Source organism: Candidatus Taylorbacteria bacterium, from assembly GCA_039934295.1.
GTDB lineage: Bacteria > Patescibacteriota > Minisyncoccia > Phycocordibacterales > HO2-43-120 > HO2-43-120.
This window is the reverse complement of record JBDTMN010000021.1, coordinates 1-17,150: the sequence shown is the minus strand read 5'-3', so window position 1 is coordinate 17,150 and position 17,150 is coordinate 1. Positions and strand designations below refer to the sequence as shown.

Sequence of the window (17,150 nt, the reverse complement as noted above, 5' to 3'; positions counted from 1 at the left end):
ATGAGTTGGCGGTAACCGCTAAGGAAAAAGAAGAGGTCAGACGAAAATTGGCTGTTACCGCGGAAGAACTTGCCGTGACTGCGAAGGAAAAAGAGGAGGTGAGGCGCGAGCTTGCAGTAACTGCAGAAAAGTTGGCGGTGACTGCAAAGGAAAAGGAGGAGGTGAGGCGCGAGCTTGCAGTAACTGCAGAAAAGTTGGCGGTGACTGCGAAGGAAAAGGAGGAGGTGAGACTAAAGCTGGCGGTAAATGCGAAAGTATTAGCCGTGTCGTCCAAGGAACGAGAAACGATGCTAGCGAGTATCGGTGACGGGCTTTTGGCAACGGACTCGGGGGGAAATATTACGCTTATAAATAAAACCGCTGAAAAGTTGCTCGGGAGGAAGAGCGAGGAAGTTATGGGGAGAGTTTTTTTTGAGGTTTTCCCGATTGAAGACGAAAACGGAGCATCTATTCAATTGGAAAAACACCCTGTGAGCATGGCGCTGTCTACCGCCACGACTACTACTACCACCACCACAGCGGGCCCGACCTACTATTATGCGCATAAAGACAAATCAAAATTCCCTGTGGCAATTACGGTAACTCCCGTTATTCTTGATGGAAAAGTCATAGGAACAATTGAAGTTTTTCGAGACATCACGCTCGAAAAAGAAATTGACAAAGCCAAAAGCGAATTCATATCTCTTGCGTCCCATCAGCTCAAAACTCCGCCGACCGCTATCAAACTCTTGACCGAAAGGCTTCTGGGCGGAAAAATGGGAATGCTCACAGAAAAACAAAATGAATATATCAATGATATTCGCGCTTTAAATCAGCGAATGATAGATCTGGTCAACGCGCTTTTGAATGTATCGCGCATTGAACTCGGGGCATTTACCATTAAAGTAAAAGAAATGGATATCGGCGCCACAATTCAAATTTTTCTCAATGAACTGAAACCATTGAGCGATAAAAAACACCTGAAACTCAAAATTATACTCCCAGAAAAGAAAATTGAGTTAATGCTCGACGAGCCCCTGTTTCGTAGTGTCATAAGCAACATGGTCATGAATTCCATACATTATACGCCGGAGGATGGGGAGATCAGCATTGAGTGCAAGATAATGAATAAAGGAGAAATAGTAGCAGGAAAGCTATTTGAAGAGAAAAGTTTTTTGATTGTTGTGTCGGATTCCGGCTACGGGATTCCTCAAAATCAGCAGGGAAAAGTATTCACCAAATTCTTCAGAGCCGACAATGCCAGAGAAGTGCTTGCCGACGGAACGGGTCTCGGATTGTATTTAGTTAAATCCGTCCTCGACAACTCCGGTGGGTTCATATGGTTTACATCTGGCGGTGAAAATCAGGGGTCTACGTTTTACGCCGCTATCCCTATGACTGGAATGAGGGCTAAAGCCGGAAAAAAAGAACTTGAACTTATTGGCGAGCAGAATCCATTGTGATAGAATAAATAATATGACGGAAAATAATAAAATAAAAATTTTGATTGTTGAGGATGAGGCGGTGATTAATAAAACATACGCGGAGGAGTTGCGCGATGAAGGGTTTCTTGTTCTTTCCGCAGGGAACGGCCGAGACGGTCTCGATATCGCGCTTCGCGAAAAACCTGATCTTATTTTGCTCGATATCCTTATGCCCGTTATGGATGGGCTCACAATGATGGACAAACTGCGAGAAAAGGGAGAGTATGGAAAAAACGTGCCGATAATACTTTTAACAAACTTGTCGGCGGGCGAGGAATCAATAATAGCCTCGATTGTAAGAAACGAACCTGCATATTATTTAGTGAAGTCTGATTGGAATTTGACTGGTGTAATAGAAAAAATAAAGGAGAGACTTAAATTAATTTAATATTTCTCATTACGCAGAAAATGCAAAGACACAAAGACCGGCAAAACGCCGGTCTTTGTCGATATTGGTAGCAGAACATTTTTATTTATTCTGGGTTAGGAGGAGTGTCCACGCATTCAGTTTGACCTGTCGGCAAAAGAAAGTCGCCATGACCCAAGTGCGCTCCCACCGCATTTGAAGAGACGCTAATCAAGACCATCGGATTAGTCTCCGAACTTGTCACATGACAGACGGACACTTTATCCGTTTTCGCTTGGGCAATCCCTATGACCGAGAAAAAAGAAAGTGTCGCAGTAATAAATATTTTTTTCATAATGATGAAATATTATTCAAATGATAATCGACCAACTATCAGTATACCGCATCTCTCATTTATCCTGAAAGGAATTTTTTTGTCGACTTTGTAAAAGTAAATTATTTTCTTCTTGCTTCTTGCGCTTTTTTGATGTTCGCCATTTCGGCTTTTCTCATTGCCGGAGTCGGTTTTTCGCTTTCTGGGATATTTCTTCGAGGATATGCCTTAAAGATGTCTGCCTTTACATGGGTGATTTTCCCCCGAATTTGCTTCAAGACACTTCGCGCTTTTTCACCTTCTATCACTAGTGCTCCGTTTTTCGCGACATGAGCGTCTTCTTTACTGATAAGCCAGGTCACAGTGTCCCAGCTCCCGCTTGACCTCCTGCCTGCGAGTCTCTCAAGTCCGCCCGGCTTCCCCACGTCTTGAACGCGAAAAGAGGTAAATTCTCCCTTTGGACGAACCTCTATTCGGTAAAACTTGCCCTTTCCGGTTGAGCCGGGTTTCTTTCTGGAACGTCCTTCGGGTTGCGCCAATGCGCGCTCGCGGTGGGTCATTCCCTTCCATGCCTCTTGCGCTTTTTTAATATTCATATTTTCCGCCTTTTTTTGCCTCTGTGATGACATAAATAATAATTAAGAAATATTCTAGTAACCGACTGTGATAATATTACTCCGTATATTTTTATTGTAAATATTTTCACACTTAGATTACTGCCTTAAAAAATGGGAAGTTATGTCCGGTATTTTCGCAATGAACATTCTACTCCTTTTGAAATCCACTCCAGTTTGTTTCTGTTCCGAATATAGTATAATAGTGAGAACCATTTTATTCAATAAAAAAATGATATGAAAAAATATACTATACCGACCTTTTTGTTCGCGTGTTTGGTTTCAGTCTTTTTTTACTCGCCGGGGGATGCAAGAGCGGAGTTTTCTTCTACCCCTGATAGCAACATACCCATAATTAACGGAGTGGTCAATGCCGTCGTGGCAAATAGTTCCGGCACATATATAGGTGGCGGATTTACCCATGTGGGTGGTACGTTTGTTGGAAATGGTGTCCCCATTGTAACTTCTACTGGTCTCCCTGTATCCACATTCCCCAAAGCTAACAATTCAATATCGGCAGTGATTTCGGACCGAAACGGTGGTTGGTATATCGGAGGCAATTTTACTCAAGTAGGGACAGAAACACGCAACAGACTAGCTCATATTTTATCTGACGGCACAGTTGACCCAAATTTCAATCCTAATATGAGCAGTATTGTATATTCCCTCGCTCTTTCTCCGGATGGAACGAAACTCTACGCCGGAGGACTATTCACCACAGTCGGAGGCGCACCCTACAATCGTCTGGTGGCTATCAACACCGCAGACGGCACAGCTATATCAACTTTTAATCCAGATGTGAATACTAGTCAGGTAAAGGCCCTCGCTCTTTCGGGAGATGGAACAAAACTCTACGTCGGAGGAGAATTTACCACCGTTGGAGGAGCACCCTACAATCGCCTGGCAGCTATCAACACCTCAGATGGCACAGCCATAACAACTTTTAATCCGAACATGGGCAGTGCGTTTTTTGGTGTGTCTGCCCTCGCTCTTTCTCCGGACGGAGGAACGCTTTACGCCGGTGGCACCTTCACCACCGTTGGAGGAGCACCCTACAATAGTCTAGCTGCCATCAACACCTCGAATGGCTCTGCTATATCAACCTTTAATCCGAACATGGGCGGTACGTTTTTTGGTGTGTCTGTCCTCGCTCTTTCGGGAGACGGAGCCACACTCTATGCCGGTGGAGATTTTACTACCGTCGGAGGCACACCCTACAATCGTCTGGTGGCTATAAACACCGCGGATGGAATAGCTATATCAACTTTCAATCCTGATATGGGTGGTAGCGTTTCAGCCCTCGCTCTTTCTCCGGATGGAGCTACACTCTACACTGGTGGCTTTTTCACCACCGTTGGAGGACTACCCCACAATCGTCTGGTGGCTATCAACACCTCGAATGGCTCTGCTATATCAACCTTTAATCCGAATATGAACCAGTATGTAGGCACCCTCGCTCTTTCTTCGGATGGAGGAACTCTCTACGCTGGTGGCGGTTTCACCATCTTCGGAGATATCGCTCGCAATAATCTGGCGCATATTTTACCCGATGGCACTGTTGACCCAAATTTCAATCCAAATATGGGCAGTACTGTTCTAGCCCTCGCTCTTTCGGAAGACGGAGCCACACTCTATGCCGGTGGAGATTTCCTCACCGTCGGAGGAGCACCCTACAATCGTCTGTCAGCTATCAACACCTCGAATGGCTCTGCTATATCAACCTTCAATCCAAATATGAGTAGCACTGTAAGAGCCCTCGCTCTTTCTCCGGATGGAACGAAACTCTACACCGGTGGCGATTTCACCACAGTCGGAGGAGCACCCTACAATTTTCTAGTAGCCATAAACACCGCGGATGGAATAGCTACATCTTTCAATCCGAATATGGGCAGTGCAGTAAGAGCCCTCGCTCTTTCGGGAGATGGAACAAAACTCTACGCCGGTGGCGGTTTCACCACAGTCGGAGGAGCACCCTACAATCGTCTGGTGGCTATCAACACCTCGGATGGAATAGCTACATCTTTCAATCCGAATATGAACGGTTTTGTTTTAGCCCTTGCTCTTTCGGGAGATGGAACAAAACTCTACGCTGGTGGCATTTTCACCACCGTTGGAGGAGCACCCTACAACAATCTGGCAGCTATAAACACCGCGGATGGTTCTGCTATATCAACTTTTATTAATCCGGATATTAACAATTTTCTTTGGGTCCTCGCTCTTTCGGGAGATGGAGCAACTCTTTACGCCGGTGGCACCTTCACCACCGTTGGAGGAGCACCCTACAATCGTCTAGCGGCTATAAACACCTCGAATGGCTCTGCTATATCAACTTTTAATCCGAATATGAGCAGTACTGTATATGCCCTCGCTCTTTCAGGAGATGGAGCCACACTCTATGCAGGTGGAGATTTTACCACCGTCGGAGGTAATTCTGCATTTAAAAATTTCGCTTCCTTCAGCGCAATCCCAGAAGTACCTGTCCCCACTCCCACCCCCTCAAGAAGGAGAAGCTCAAGTGGCGGTCGCAGTGCTAACTTCATTTCTCAATTACCTTCACCATCATCTGCTCTTCCAGTCTGCGCCTCGGGATATACCCTGATTCCATTTCCTGCCAATCCTTCAGGATACATGTGTAGTCCAAATACTTCGGGAATTGCTCCAGTTGTGGAGATTACTCCGGGAATAGGACTCCCACCTGTTCTCACCCCGCTTTCCTTCACCCGTAATCTTGGTTCGGGATCAGTGGGAAGCGATGTAAAACTCCTTCAGCAATACTTAAATTCCAAAGGATTCACGCTTGCTCTTGTGGGCGCAGGTTCTCCAGGCAATGAGACCACTTTCTTCGGCATGCTGACCCGAACCGCGCTTTCTAGGTTCCAGCTGGCTCATGGCATCACGCCTCCCGTAGGATTCTTCGGACCGATAACAAGGGGGTTTATTGTCAGCCAGCCATAATTTAGCGTCTGAAGCGACTCTCTGGATTCTATACTTCAGACGCAAGCCTAGTCTGACCCGAACGGGTTTAGGACATGTTTCAGGTTACATTCGACTGTGTGACTAAGTTTCCTTTTTCTGATATACTTAAAGCAAGAAATTATTATTAATTAATGAATAATTATATGAAAGCATTACATGGAATAGCGTTCGTTCTTTTGGTTATCGGAGGGTTGAACTGGCTTCTCATCGGTCTTTTCGATTGGGGCATCGGCTCCTTCCTGGGCGCGATGGTGTCAAGAGTCGTCTATGTCCTTGTGGGACTCTCGGCGATTTACCTCGTCGCCACGCACAAGAAGACCTGCAAGAACTGCGACATTTCGGCCACATCTACCGGAACGCCAGCAATGTAAGAGTCACGAGCTCGTATTCGATTTGAAAGTGCAATCGTTTTTTAGGAGCCTGTTCGTAGTTTATGTTGCAAGAAACTGCGCCATGTTTTTTTGTTTGCTCGAGAGACCACTACTCCCCACGTTTCCCAATTTGAAATCAGGGTTGATTGACTTTTCGGGACAGACATGTTAAAACATTCATACTGAAAGCTAATCATAATAATCAGATGATTGAAAAACTTAAAAATATCTGGGGGTCAAAAAAAGGGCGGTGGACAATCGTTATCATTGTAATAGCAATTATCGCGATTGCCGTCTATGGATTCACTCGAAACCGCAACCCCTTGGCCTCTTATGAACTGGGACTTGTAGAAAGAGGAAACATCGCCGAGGAGGTAAGCGTTACCGGCAAGGTTGTGCCTGTGAGAGAAGCGGAACTTTCGCTTTCCAAATCCGGAAAAATTGTTGTCGTGAATACTAAAGTCGGCAACCGAGTTTCGCAGGGCTCGGTCCTGGTTTCAATTGAAAATGGGGACGTGAGAGCGTCTCTTTCCCAGGCAAAAGCCGATTTAGAGACCCGCAAAATCGAGTACGACCAGCTTGTCCGCGCAAGCGAAGCAAAATACGATACGTCGGGAAAAAACACGTCGAGCGACGAAACAGCCATCATCAATGCGGAAGCTAATTTAAGACAAAGCCTGGAGGACGGACTTTCAAAAGTTGACAGCGCCATATCAACGTATGTTGACCAATTTTTTGATAATCCAAGAAAGAGTCCGCAGTTTGGAATTCAAATATCTGAAGGAAATACGACCTATGCGATATCAGGCTACCCAAGCCAAAAAATTAGGATAAACAATGAAAAAGACGATGTGAACAATCTTCTTAAGGATTGGAGAACCTCTCTCAAATCAGAGGGCATCGATTTAATTAAAAGTGAAGCCGTCGCGAAAAACACAATCGACTCTGTCGAAGTCCTTCTTCAGGATCTTTCTTTGGTTCTTATAAGCTCAAGCAATCAGTCTTCCGCCGAGGCCTCCCTCTACAGCGGGTACAAAACAGATGTTTCCACCGCCCGCACAACCGTATTGACAGTCAAATCAAATATCGAGTCAGCGAGCCAGTCTTCGGCCTCCGCAGAGTCAGCGGTAACTCCCGATGAGCTTCGTCTGAAGGCGCTCGCTCTTTCAAAAGCGGAGTCGTCTATTCAATCTATTCAATCAAACCTAAACGAGACGATGATTATCGCTCCTTTTTCGGGAACGGTGACTTCACTCGACGCAAAAATCGGAGAATTAGCAACCCCAAGTTCCCCTCTTGTTCGGCTTATTTCTGGAGGATCGTTTGAAATCGAAGCCTTTGTGCCCGAGTCGGATATCTCAAAGGTTGCTCTCGGCAAGAGCGCGAAGGTTACGCTGGACGCCTACGGGCAAAGCGAGGATTTTCCCGCAAAAGTAACGCTTATCGACCCCGGAGAGACAATCATTGAGGGCGTCGCAACCTATAAAGTCACGTTCTTTTTTGATAAAAGCGACGAACGGATAAAGTCCGGCATGACGGCAAATATCGATATCCAAACCGGAACGAGAGAAAACGTGCTCCGTATTCCGCAAAGAGCCGTAACGCAAAAAGACAACGAAAAATCGGTGAAAATTGTTCGTGAAAATAATTCTGTCGAAGAAGTACCTGTGGTGCTTGGACTCCGAGGCACCGACGGATATGTCGAGGTTATCTCGGGGTTAAATGAGGGAGACAAAATAGTATTTTTTGACAGGAAGAAATAATAAGGAGTATATTAGTAAGTTAGTATATTAGTATGTTAGAAAATCTCTGACTGTCTAGCTTACCTTTTCATGTCTGCACTAATCGAGGCAAAAAATATTACGAAAATCTACAAAGATGGCGAAACGGAGACCACTGTTCTTCGTGGTATTTCGCTTACCATAGAAAAAGGAGAATTCGTAACCATCATGGGACCTTCCGGTTCGGGCAAATCTACCCTGCTTCATATTTTAGGATTACTTGACGATCTATCAGGCGGTGAATACATTTTCGATGGAAAAAACATCAATTCATATACCGAGGTACAAACTGCAAAAATGAGAAATGACCGTATCGGTTTTGTCTTTCAGGCATTCAATCTCTTAGCAAGAACCAGCGTGCTGGAGAACGTAAAATTGCCTCTCCTCTATTCTGGGGTAGAAGAGTCGGAGTGGAACGGGCTTGCTCGAGAAGCTTTACAATCTGTGGGTCTTAGCCATCGAGAAAAACATGAGCCCGGGGAACTTTCGGGAGGCGAGAAACAGAGGGTGGCGATTGCAAGAGCGCTTGTAACCAAGCCCGACGTCATCTTCGCTGATGAGCCCACCGGTAACTTGGATTCCAAATCAGGAGCGCAGGTGATGCAAATATTGCAAAAACTCCATGATGAAAAAGGCCATACTATTATTTTAATTACCCACGAGACTGCGACCGCGAGCCATGCTGAGCGTATCATCCATATTCTGGACGGAGAAATCGAGAGCGACAAAGAAGTCGTAAACCGTTTGAGAGCTGAAGCCAGCTTCGTGAAATAATAAAAAAAGTCAGTTCTCTTTTTTCTTTTTTTCACTCCCGCCCGTGCCCCCGTCCGAACGGATGTCCCCGCCAGAATGAATCGTTCCGCCCGGATGATTCGGTCGGACGGGTCGGGCTGGCATCCGGGCGGGGCACGTTCGGGCGGGTTCCACTTTCAACTTATTTTTATGACCTACAAACACATTTTTAAAACTTCATTAAGAGGTTTGTCCACAAACCGGTCGCGCTCGCTTCTCACCATTTTGGGAATCGTAATCGGCATCACTGCCATTATTCTTGTCGTGGCGCTCGGAAAAGGCGCGCAGACCCTTATTCTCGACCAGGTGCAGGGTCTCGGCACCCAAACTATTGCCATCATCCCCGGGCGTGAACCCTCCGGCCCGTCGGATGTAAGCTCGCTTTATAGCGACTCACTAAAGCCACGCGATGTCACCTATCTAAAAAATAAAACGAATGCTCCCGGAATCAAAGATGTGATGCCGGTAGTCTTTGGCGCGGACTCGGCTTCCTACGGGTCCAACACGTATCAGGTGAACATTTTCGGAGCAACAGAGCTTATGGCGGGAATGTTTGACCTGCATCCTGTAGGTGGAGCTTTCTTCAGTCAGGACGATGTTTTGGGCCGCGCAGATGTGGTGGTTATTGGAAGCAAAATAGCGGACCATCTCTTTGACGCGGAAGACCCCGTCGGAAAAAAAATAAAAATCAAGGGCAGAAATTTTCAGGTCGTTGCGGTTCTCCCGCCTACTGGCGGAGGGTCGCTCTTTAATTTTGACGATATGGCTCTTATGCCCTATACCACCGCGCAATATTATCTTCTCGGAATCAAGTATTTCAACCGAATTATTGTTGAAGCAAATGCGGACGAGGATGTTGACATTGTCGCTCACGACGTCGTCTTGACGTTGCGTGAATCGCATGACATTACGGACCCCGCCAAAGACGACTTTTTTGTCCAAACACAGCAGGACCTCGCGAAGAGGCTCTCAACTATTACTTCTGCTCTCACCTGGTTTCTGGTTGCTGTGGCTTCGATTGCCCTTTTTGTGGGAGGCGTGGGAATTATGAATATCATGCTTGTCGCCGTAACCGAGCGCACTCGAGAAATCGGACTTCGCAAAGCGCTTGGAGCGACCAACCGTGACATTCTCTCGCAGTTTCTCCTTGAGGCAGTTCTCTTAACTGCAATCGGCGGGTTGGTAGGAATAATATTAGGAGCGCTTCTCGCGTTTGTAATCGCAATAGCCTTATCCGCAGGTCTCCATATCAACTGGCAATTTGTATTCCCATGGGGAGGAGCGGCACTGGGATTTGGTGTCTCGACATTGATTGGTCTCGTCTTCGGACTCTACCCCGCCCGTTCGGCGTCCAAGAAAAGCCCGATGGAAGCGCTAAGATACGAGTAAACATTAGGTTGGGAGTTTAGGAGATTAGTAAGATAGAAAGAACTGGAAATTAAAAAAAATTTCTGGTACATTAACACCTCGGGCGGTTAGCTCAGTTGGTAGAGCGCGTCATTGACGTTGACGATGTCAGAGGTTCGACTCCTCTACCGCCCACAAAACATGCTGAAAAATTTTAGGAAAATATCCATAATTGGTCCAAACGGTTCTGGAAAGACTTCTCTGGCAAGAACTCTTGGAGAAAAACTTTCTTTACCTGCTATCCATATCGATACATATATTTGGGGAGAAAATTGGACTCTAAAAGATAGAGCGGAAGCGGAAAATAAAATAAAAGACTTACTCCAGAATCAAAATTCGTGGATTGTTGATGGTTATATCAATTACGCACCGAAAGAGATGTTGGAGTTGGCAGATTTAGTTATTTATCTTAACTATACAAATTTGAGAGCAGTATTTCACAATATTAAGAGGTGGATCAAACATAGAAAAAACAAGCGAGATGAGTTGCCGGAAGGATGTGAAGATTCTCTGCAAATTAAAAATTTATTTGAAATTTGGCAAGGCGGAGTTGTTCAACTTATCGAAAATGCTCTGACTAAGTATCCTCCTAAGAACTTAGTGCGAATAAAGTCTCCAAAAGAGCTGAAGATTTTTATAGATAAAAATCTTTAGCAAAATTAAAGCTTTTGTTTTTCCCACAGTTCAAAAAATCTACCTTTTGCTTTGAAAAGTTTCTTGAAATTCCCAGATTCAATAATCTTTCCATTTTCAATAACAATAATCTCATCCATCTCCTTTATTGTGGTGAGCCGATGAGCAATTACGATAGCTGTCACATTGCTGAAAAATGTGTGCAGTGAATCTTTGATTTTTTCCTCTGATTCAATATCCAGATGAGACGTTGCCTCATCAAGAAGCAGAATTTGTGGATTTTTAAATATTGCCCTGGCAATACCTACCCTTTGCTTTTCTCCTCCTGACAGTTTTACCCCCTTTTCGCCAATTATCGACTCGATTCCCTCTGGCAACTTTGGAATGAAATCCCCGACGTGCGCAGTAGTTATGGCGTTTTCAAGCAATTTCTGATTTTTTTCTTCTTTCTGATTCGAGATGGTAATATTCTCTCGGAGCGACGAGTTAAAAAGTTCTGTATCCTGGAGAACAACAGCAAGATGATTAAAATAATCTTTTTTGCTTATATTCTTGAGCAACCCCCCATCGAAAAGAATTTCACCCGTATATGATTCGTGTTCCTTAAGCAGTAGTTTAAAAAGAGTCGACTTTCCAGCGCCCGACAATCCCACGATTCCGACTTTCTGCCCCCTCTTTACGACAAATGAGATTCCATCCAAAACAAGTTTGTTTTGATACGAGAAAGATACATTTTTTATTTCGATCGCTTTCCAATCAGTTGGAAAACTGATTTTTCCTTCTTCACTATCAATTACTATCGGAGTGTTAAGAATTGTTTGCATTCTAAATATTGAATTCTTGGCAACAGCAAAATCTTCTGATACGTCCGTAAATTCACTCATTGACTGCCAAACAGTTCCAAAATAACCAGTAAACAGTATAAGAAAACCAATTTCATATTTTCCGCGAAGTACCCCCCATACTATAAAAATCATAACGCCAATTCTAAAAAGCTGCGCGTAAAAATTTCTGAGTGAATTGCCTGCTTGGAACCAAAAAATACGTCTTTTAATTGTTCCGAACAAATCGAGAGCGTTTACAGAAAGCTTATTTAAAATTGTGTCCGCCATGGACATGACTTTTACGCTTCGAATATTGCTGATGGATTCAAAAAGTATTCCGCTTCTATATTCTTCTTTCGCATTTACAATATCAGCCGCTCTTACTCCTCTAGTGCGATAAAAATGCGCAAAAATATAATAGGATATAAGAAAGAATGAAACGGTTACTCCAATACCGAAATCGAAGTGCAGAATAATCAATATTATTCCAACAAGGTTGATTGTAATTTCAATAATATTGTTTATCCAAATCCTCAAAATCTTGTTAATACTCTCCGCTCCCCTCTCAATCCGCTTGAATTTGCTTCCCGAGCTCTCCTTCTCCTGCCAATGCATATCAAGAAGCATTACATGACGAATTAATTTGTGTTGAGCGTCCAAAACAATTTTTTCAGAAGCTTTATACATTATCGATCTTGAATAATACACTGCCGAATACCGAACAACCGCCACAAGAAAAGTGAGAGAAAAAGCCCAATAAAGAGGCGCGAGGGATGCTCCCGACGCATTATTTGCAAAAAAGTTTACAATAACCGCAAGAGCATAGGGAGGATAAAGCCATGCGAGATCGGCAAAAAAGCGCAAAAAAGTCGCCGTCCAGAAAGCTTTTTTGTAAGGCCTCGTATAAGACCACACATCATAAATTAAGCTTCGCATTGAATACATAGTTTCATTTTAGCAACTTTAGCAGAGTTATGGAAATTCTTTATCATTTTACATATTTTATTCGTTTTGATATACTTTCCTCACCTATGCAGAATAAGTCGAACGAAATGATGTCCATGATGCAGACTTTGCGAAGAAAGCTCGTTTTTGTGTTAGCATTTTAAACTAAAAATTAAAATCGAATTCAAAAACCAGCTTTCTTCGAAAGCTGGTTTTTTTGTTCTTTTTAAACCTTCAACCAAGGACGCATATGGCCTGTATTGTTCAAATGCAGAGACGCTCAATCGAGGAATTGAGGCCGGAAATTCCAGCTTGGCCTCGACATCACCTATCACGTTTTAAGAGACTTCCATACCCTCGCTTTCGCTTGAGGAAAACTGGACAGCTTTACTTCTACGGAACAAGCGTAGGAATCGGACCATGCGCTGGAATTCAAGGCATGAATATTGGTGTACTCGGTCTTAGACCTCCGGGAATTGCAATTAAGCACGATGAAAAAAACGCGCTTTTTAAAAGCGAATATTTTGTGCTTCTACGACCACTTACTCTCACTCAGTCACGAATAATGCAGAAAAAATCGTCAATCCGCTATACTCACGAGGTTGAACTTCTTCATTGTCCAAGACTCGATTTCGGAAATAAAACTGTGGCCTTCGTTTTTGAGCAAACCGGACGGAAAGCCTACTATGTCTGGATATAGAATAACCCGACCCAAAATATGGCGGGTTTTTTCATTTTGTCTCTATGCTAACTCTCCGCTATAGCGTTGAGATAGCACACATTGACGTGAATAGAAATATACGCCACCAACATTTGAGGTATGGAAATGCAATCATTTCTATTTGATTTAAAATAAGCCCGAAGGTATAGTTTCCTTTATGGTTATTTTAGGCATAGAAACATCATGTGACGAAACAGCAATTTGCTTGATAGAGACAGGTGAAATTACCCCAACGCTGAATTTCAAAGTCCTTGGCGATGAGCTTATATCACAAGTGAACATCCACGAGCACTATGGGGGTGTTTTCCCAATGATGGCAAAGAGAGAGCATGGAAAAAACCTGATTCCATTATTTCTTAAATTGTTAAAAAATTCTGCAGACTCGAGATTCATGATTCAAGATTCAGGAAAGGAAAATCCAAAGTCTAACCTACCAACTTACAAACTTACAAACTTACAAACTATCCTCGATCGAGAACCGGAGCTTGGTGAGCAATTTATGAAGACATTGGTAGACATGGGAAAGCCGGCAATCGATGCGATTGCTATTACGGAGGGTCCGGGACTTGAGCCTGCGCTCTGGGTAGGGATAAATTTTGCTCGAGCATTGAGCGCACTCTGGGATATTCCTGTCATACCGGTAAATCATATGGAGGGACACATCGTCTCCGCGCTTGTTAGCGCGGAGACCGCAGACCAACGCGGACTAAACGCGGACACACGCAGACTTATTTCCAAAGAAAATACTCCTCCTGCACTAACACCTAACACCTTACACCTAACACCTGTCCACTACCCCGCTCTCGCATTACTCATAAGCGGAGGACACACGGAGCTCGTCCTCATCAAGAAATGGAAGCAGTACGAGATTATCGGTCAAACGCGCGATGACGCAGTCGGTGAAGCGTTCGATAAAGTTGCGAGAATTTTGGGACTTCCCTACCCCGGCGGGCCACATATTTCGGCGCTGGCTGAAAAAAATCGCCTTCGACCTAACTTACAAACTTACCATCTCACCAACTTACAAACTGTTTCCCTCCCTCGTCCCATGCTTCACAGTAAAGATTACGATTTTTCCTTCTCCGGTCTTAAAACCGCCGTACTATACTTGGTGAGAAAAATCACAAAAATCACCCCGAAAATCAAGCAAGAAATCTCGATGGAATTTGAAAATGCGGTAACAGAAGTGCTCATCGCAAAAACGGAGCGCGCGATTCAAGAATTTGGAATTGAGACACTGATTCTCGGAGGAGGGGTGATTGCAAATAATCACTTGAGAAAGGCATTCGACGACCTAGGGAAAAAGATGAATGTCCCTGTGCTCATCCCCCCTCACAACCTCACGACCGACAACGCTCTTATGATTGCTCTTGCCGGGGCATTTGGATCTCCTATGAAGAATTCGATTCTTCTTTCCGCAAAAGGAAATCTGAGAATAGATAAATAAAATTTATATAAAACAAGAATCATTCATAAATATTATACCATACTCTGAATTCCCCAAAGCTTAGCTTTGGGGAATTCAGCACGGGGAACAAGGAAAATGCTCTAACGGGTGTTTCCTATAGCAAAAAACTCCGCCTAGGCGGAGTTTTTTGCTATCTGTATTTTCATTTTCTAGATTCTATAACCCAGATTCCAGATTCTTGTTTTCTTATTTTCCGAAGACAAAATTGAAGATTCCGTTGAAGAAATTTCCTATTTTTGCTCCAAATCCGACAGAGGCGGATCCAGCGTTGGCGTTTTCATCGGTAGTGCCGATTTCATCGTCAGTGCTTGTGTCTGTGTTCGTGTTCGTGTCGAGAGAAGTTCCAGCATCGCTTCCGTTAAAGAATGAGCCGGGAGCTTCGGTCTCGCTAAGAACAGAAGTTCCTTCCACTTTAGCTTTCTTGTAAGCGTCAAAGATAGCTAAATCATTTGCTGTGAAAGCAATTGGATTTTTACAATTGAGTTCATTAATCTTTTTCAGCGTTGAGATGTAAACCTGTCCAGACGGAATTGAAGCGCCCCATGGGCCCATCGTGTCTTTGACATACCTTGCTTGAAATGCGTTCACTCCAGCAAGAGTTTTCTCGTCAAACATGTCGGTTACGTCTACATCGAGTTTTTCAGTGTCTCGCAAATAGAGCTGAAGTTTTCGAACTTCGGCTGGATTATTTTTTCCACCGAACTTCAAATACTCCGTCAAGTAGGTACAGTCCCCAGCCACTGCTTCTACCGGACTTACAATTATGTTTGCTGATGCAAATGTTTCCGGAGCTACGATAAGGTCTGAAGCCATGCGTCGAGAACCTCCGCCACTACGATTTCTGTGTCCTCCATTTTCATTTGGAGTAGGTGAAGGAGTCGCAAGCTGATTTCCATCTTGCGTATCTTCAGTTACTGAATTCGTGTTAATCCCAATAGTGCCGTCTTGAGTATCCTCAGTCACAGCGTTTGTATTAATCCCCTTTCCACCGTCCTGAATTAGTTCGAGATCAATAGGTGTAACTTCATCCTGTTGATCCTCGGAAACCTGATTGGTAACAATACCAACCTGAGCATCTTCATCTGCATAGGCGATTTGTGCATTGCTATTTGCAAACGCAACAGAAAAGGCCAAAACAAGCGAAAATATGCCTATATATCTCATTAATTTCTGATTCATATATTTATATTATTCTTATTATCTTAATAATCTACTGATACCCTATATGATAGCAAATTATAGGAATTTGTCAAGTACCAACTTGACATCGGCTATTTATCGTTATTATATGAAAAATCGCTGCACACAGTAAAGTATGCAGCGACTGAGGGATAAAAGCAAGGTTTAGTTTCTCACTCTATCCGTTGGACCCGATAAAACATCATCGGGTTTTGGTTAAAGAAGGCGGGGATTGAAAACCCCGCAGTGACTGTTTCCGGGTTGTAAAACCCATTGACGACTGGGGATTTCCCAACCGTCCACGTAGACCCCTTTGGCGCCATGAGCGACCAAAGGAATCCGTATGGAGTCTCGATCTTTCGAAACCCATATTTTTTTTCCGGCACCCCACCCGAGGGGTACACAAGAGTTGAGACTGGATGGAACTTGTCACCATTCAGACCGTCGAATTTGTATTCGACCGTGACGGGAAGTCCGCCGGCGAGGTCGTTATTGAGTTTCGTTTGGTCCACAATACTGTCAACGTTAGGCGACGTCAGTGACGCCCCGATGTAAGCGACGGCATCCACTAACTGTGTTCCTGGACCGGAACTTACAAACTGATCATCGGCTGTCCACAGCCTTCCGTCAGGGCCAGCGTTCACACCAACCCTCGTTGATGGGAAATATGATATCCCCTTAAGGTCACGTATACCACTTAGGGGGCCCCCATACACTTTCCAGCTCAACCGGTCAATGGACACCTGTCCATCGATTCCTACAACGATGACCGGGCAATAGCCGCGGTTACCGAAGTTGTTGGTGAATTGGCCCGACGGGTTGAATTCGAAACGCCACAACGTATTTGTACCCGTCGTGGTTGCGACGTCCCCGGCGTCGAAGCACTGCACGAAATCGAGACCCGTAGGCGAATTTTCTCGCCCCCGAGGGTCGAAGACACCGCCCAACTTTAACCCAGACATGAGGTTGTCCCTCGCGACTGGGAAACTGTTGGTCGCCCGATTGGCGTCCGGTAAGGACACCCACAGCGAGTAGAACTTAACCTTCGAGGCAACTGCCCCAAAGGAGTTTGCGATCCCTGCCACTAGCAGGGCCATTACAAGGAGTTTTTTCATAATTTCCGTATCTGTTTTTTCTGTTTTTTTGAGACTTGGAACGTCATCCGCGCCAGAGTTTAGCTATTACCCTCGGCAGTATTCCATGTGTATAATTATACATAATACTAGCGGTTTGTCAACTACTTGTATAAGGCCACCCATCTTTGCACTCTCCGCCTCTCGTTAGTTGATAACGGTT

At 44.4% G+C, this 17,150-nt stretch carries 15 protein-coding genes and 1 tRNA gene; 11 read left to right on the top strand and 5 right to left on the bottom strand.

Annotation, left to right across the window (positions count from 1 at the left end):
* Together ABI430_05100 and ABI430_05095 are read left to right on the top strand one after the other, a co-directional pair.
* Window positions 1-1,442, top strand: a 1,442-nt coding sequence (locus ABI430_05100; GenBank protein MEO8638244.1) for an ATP-binding protein, incomplete at its 5' end; no start/stop codon positions are given.
* A gap of 13 nt (window positions 1,443-1,455) precedes the next feature.
* Entirely contained in the window at window positions 1,456-1,851 is a 396-nt protein-coding gene (locus ABI430_05095; GenBank protein ID MEO8638243.1) for a response regulator, read from the top strand.
* An 85-nt stretch (window positions 1,852-1,936) separates the two neighbouring features.
* On the opposite strand, the gene ABI430_05090 is transcribed toward ABI430_05095, so the two are convergent.
* Window positions 1,937-2,164, bottom strand: a complete 228-nt coding sequence (locus tag ABI430_05090) for a hypothetical protein (GenBank protein ID MEO8638242.1) — start codon at window positions 2,162-2,164, stop codon at window positions 1,937-1,939.
* Between the two features lie 101 nt (window positions 2,165-2,265).
* Window positions 2,266-2,739 carry a hypothetical protein gene (locus ABI430_05085; protein ID MEO8638241.1) on the bottom strand — a complete coding sequence of 158 codons (474 nt, stop codon included), beginning with the start codon at window positions 2,737-2,739 and terminating at the stop codon, window positions 2,266-2,268.
* Between the two features lie 255 nt (window positions 2,740-2,994).
* On the opposite strand from ABI430_05085, the gene ABI430_05080 reads away from it, so the two are divergent.
* The 7 genes from ABI430_05080 to ABI430_05050 all read left to right on the top strand — a co-directional run bounded on the left by ABI430_05080 (window position 2,995) and on the right by ABI430_05050 (window position 10,738).
* Window positions 2,995-5,712, top strand: a complete 2,718-nt coding sequence (locus tag ABI430_05080; protein ID MEO8638240.1) for a peptidoglycan-binding protein — start codon at window positions 2,995-2,997, stop codon at window positions 5,710-5,712.
* Between the two features lie 164 nt (window positions 5,713-5,876).
* On the top strand, window positions 5,877-6,104 hold the full coding sequence (locus ABI430_05075) for a DUF378 domain-containing protein (GenBank protein ID MEO8638239.1): 228 nt from the start codon (window positions 5,877-5,879) through the stop codon (window positions 6,102-6,104).
* 206 nt (window positions 6,105-6,310) lie between these two features.
* Window positions 6,311-7,867: an efflux RND transporter periplasmic adaptor subunit gene (locus tag ABI430_05070; protein ID MEO8638238.1), complete on the top strand. Its 1,557-nt coding sequence runs from the start codon at window positions 6,311-6,313 to the stop codon at window positions 7,865-7,867.
* Between the two features lie 69 nt (window positions 7,868-7,936).
* Window positions 7,937-8,659 (top strand): ABC transporter ATP-binding protein, encoded by a 723-nt coding sequence (locus ABI430_05065; protein ID MEO8638237.1) that lies wholly within the window; start codon window positions 7,937-7,939, stop codon window positions 8,657-8,659.
* A gap of 168 nt (window positions 8,660-8,827) precedes the next feature.
* Complete coding sequence (locus ABI430_05060) at window positions 8,828-10,066, top strand: ABC transporter permease (protein ID MEO8638236.1); 1,239 nt, start codon at window positions 8,828-8,830, stop codon at window positions 10,064-10,066.
* 80 nt (window positions 10,067-10,146) lie between these two features.
* Window positions 10,147-10,219: transfer RNA gene (locus ABI430_05055), tRNA-Val, on the top strand.
* 6 nt (window positions 10,220-10,225) lie between these two features.
* Window positions 10,226-10,738, top strand: a complete 513-nt coding sequence (locus ABI430_05050) for a hypothetical protein (GenBank protein ID MEO8638235.1) — start codon at window positions 10,226-10,228, stop codon at window positions 10,736-10,738.
* A gap of 5 nt (window positions 10,739-10,743) precedes the next feature.
* Here the strand turns inward: ABI430_05050 and ABI430_05045 are convergent, their stop codons facing one another.
* The gene (locus tag ABI430_05045) at window positions 10,744-12,486 is read right to left on the bottom strand and encodes an ABC transporter ATP-binding protein (GenBank protein ID MEO8638234.1); all 1,743 of its coding nucleotides are present in this window, start codon (window positions 12,484-12,486) and stop codon (window positions 10,744-10,746) included.
* A 268-nt stretch (window positions 12,487-12,754) separates the two neighbouring features.
* Between ABI430_05045 and ABI430_05040 the strand changes: the two genes are divergently transcribed.
* Both ABI430_05040 and tsaD read left to right on the top strand, forming a co-directional pair.
* Window positions 12,755-13,186: a hypothetical protein gene (locus ABI430_05040; GenBank protein MEO8638233.1), complete on the top strand. Its 432-nt coding sequence runs from the start codon at window positions 12,755-12,757 to the stop codon at window positions 13,184-13,186.
* Between the two features lie 178 nt (window positions 13,187-13,364).
* Window positions 13,365-14,654: a tRNA (adenosine(37)-N6)-threonylcarbamoyltransferase complex transferase subunit TsaD gene (gene tsaD, locus ABI430_05035; GenBank protein MEO8638232.1), complete on the top strand. Its 1,290-nt coding sequence runs from the start codon at window positions 13,365-13,367 to the stop codon at window positions 14,652-14,654.
* A 207-nt stretch (window positions 14,655-14,861) separates the two neighbouring features.
* On the opposite strand, the gene ABI430_05030 is transcribed toward tsaD, so the two are convergent.
* Entirely contained in the window at window positions 14,862-15,854 is a 993-nt protein-coding gene (locus ABI430_05030) for a hypothetical protein (GenBank protein MEO8638231.1), read from the bottom strand.
* Window positions 15,855-16,027: 173 nt separating this feature from the next.
* Entirely contained in the window at window positions 16,028-16,969 is a 942-nt protein-coding gene (locus ABI430_05025; GenBank protein ID MEO8638230.1) for a hypothetical protein, read from the bottom strand.
* Window positions 16,970-17,150: the final 181 nt, after the last annotated feature.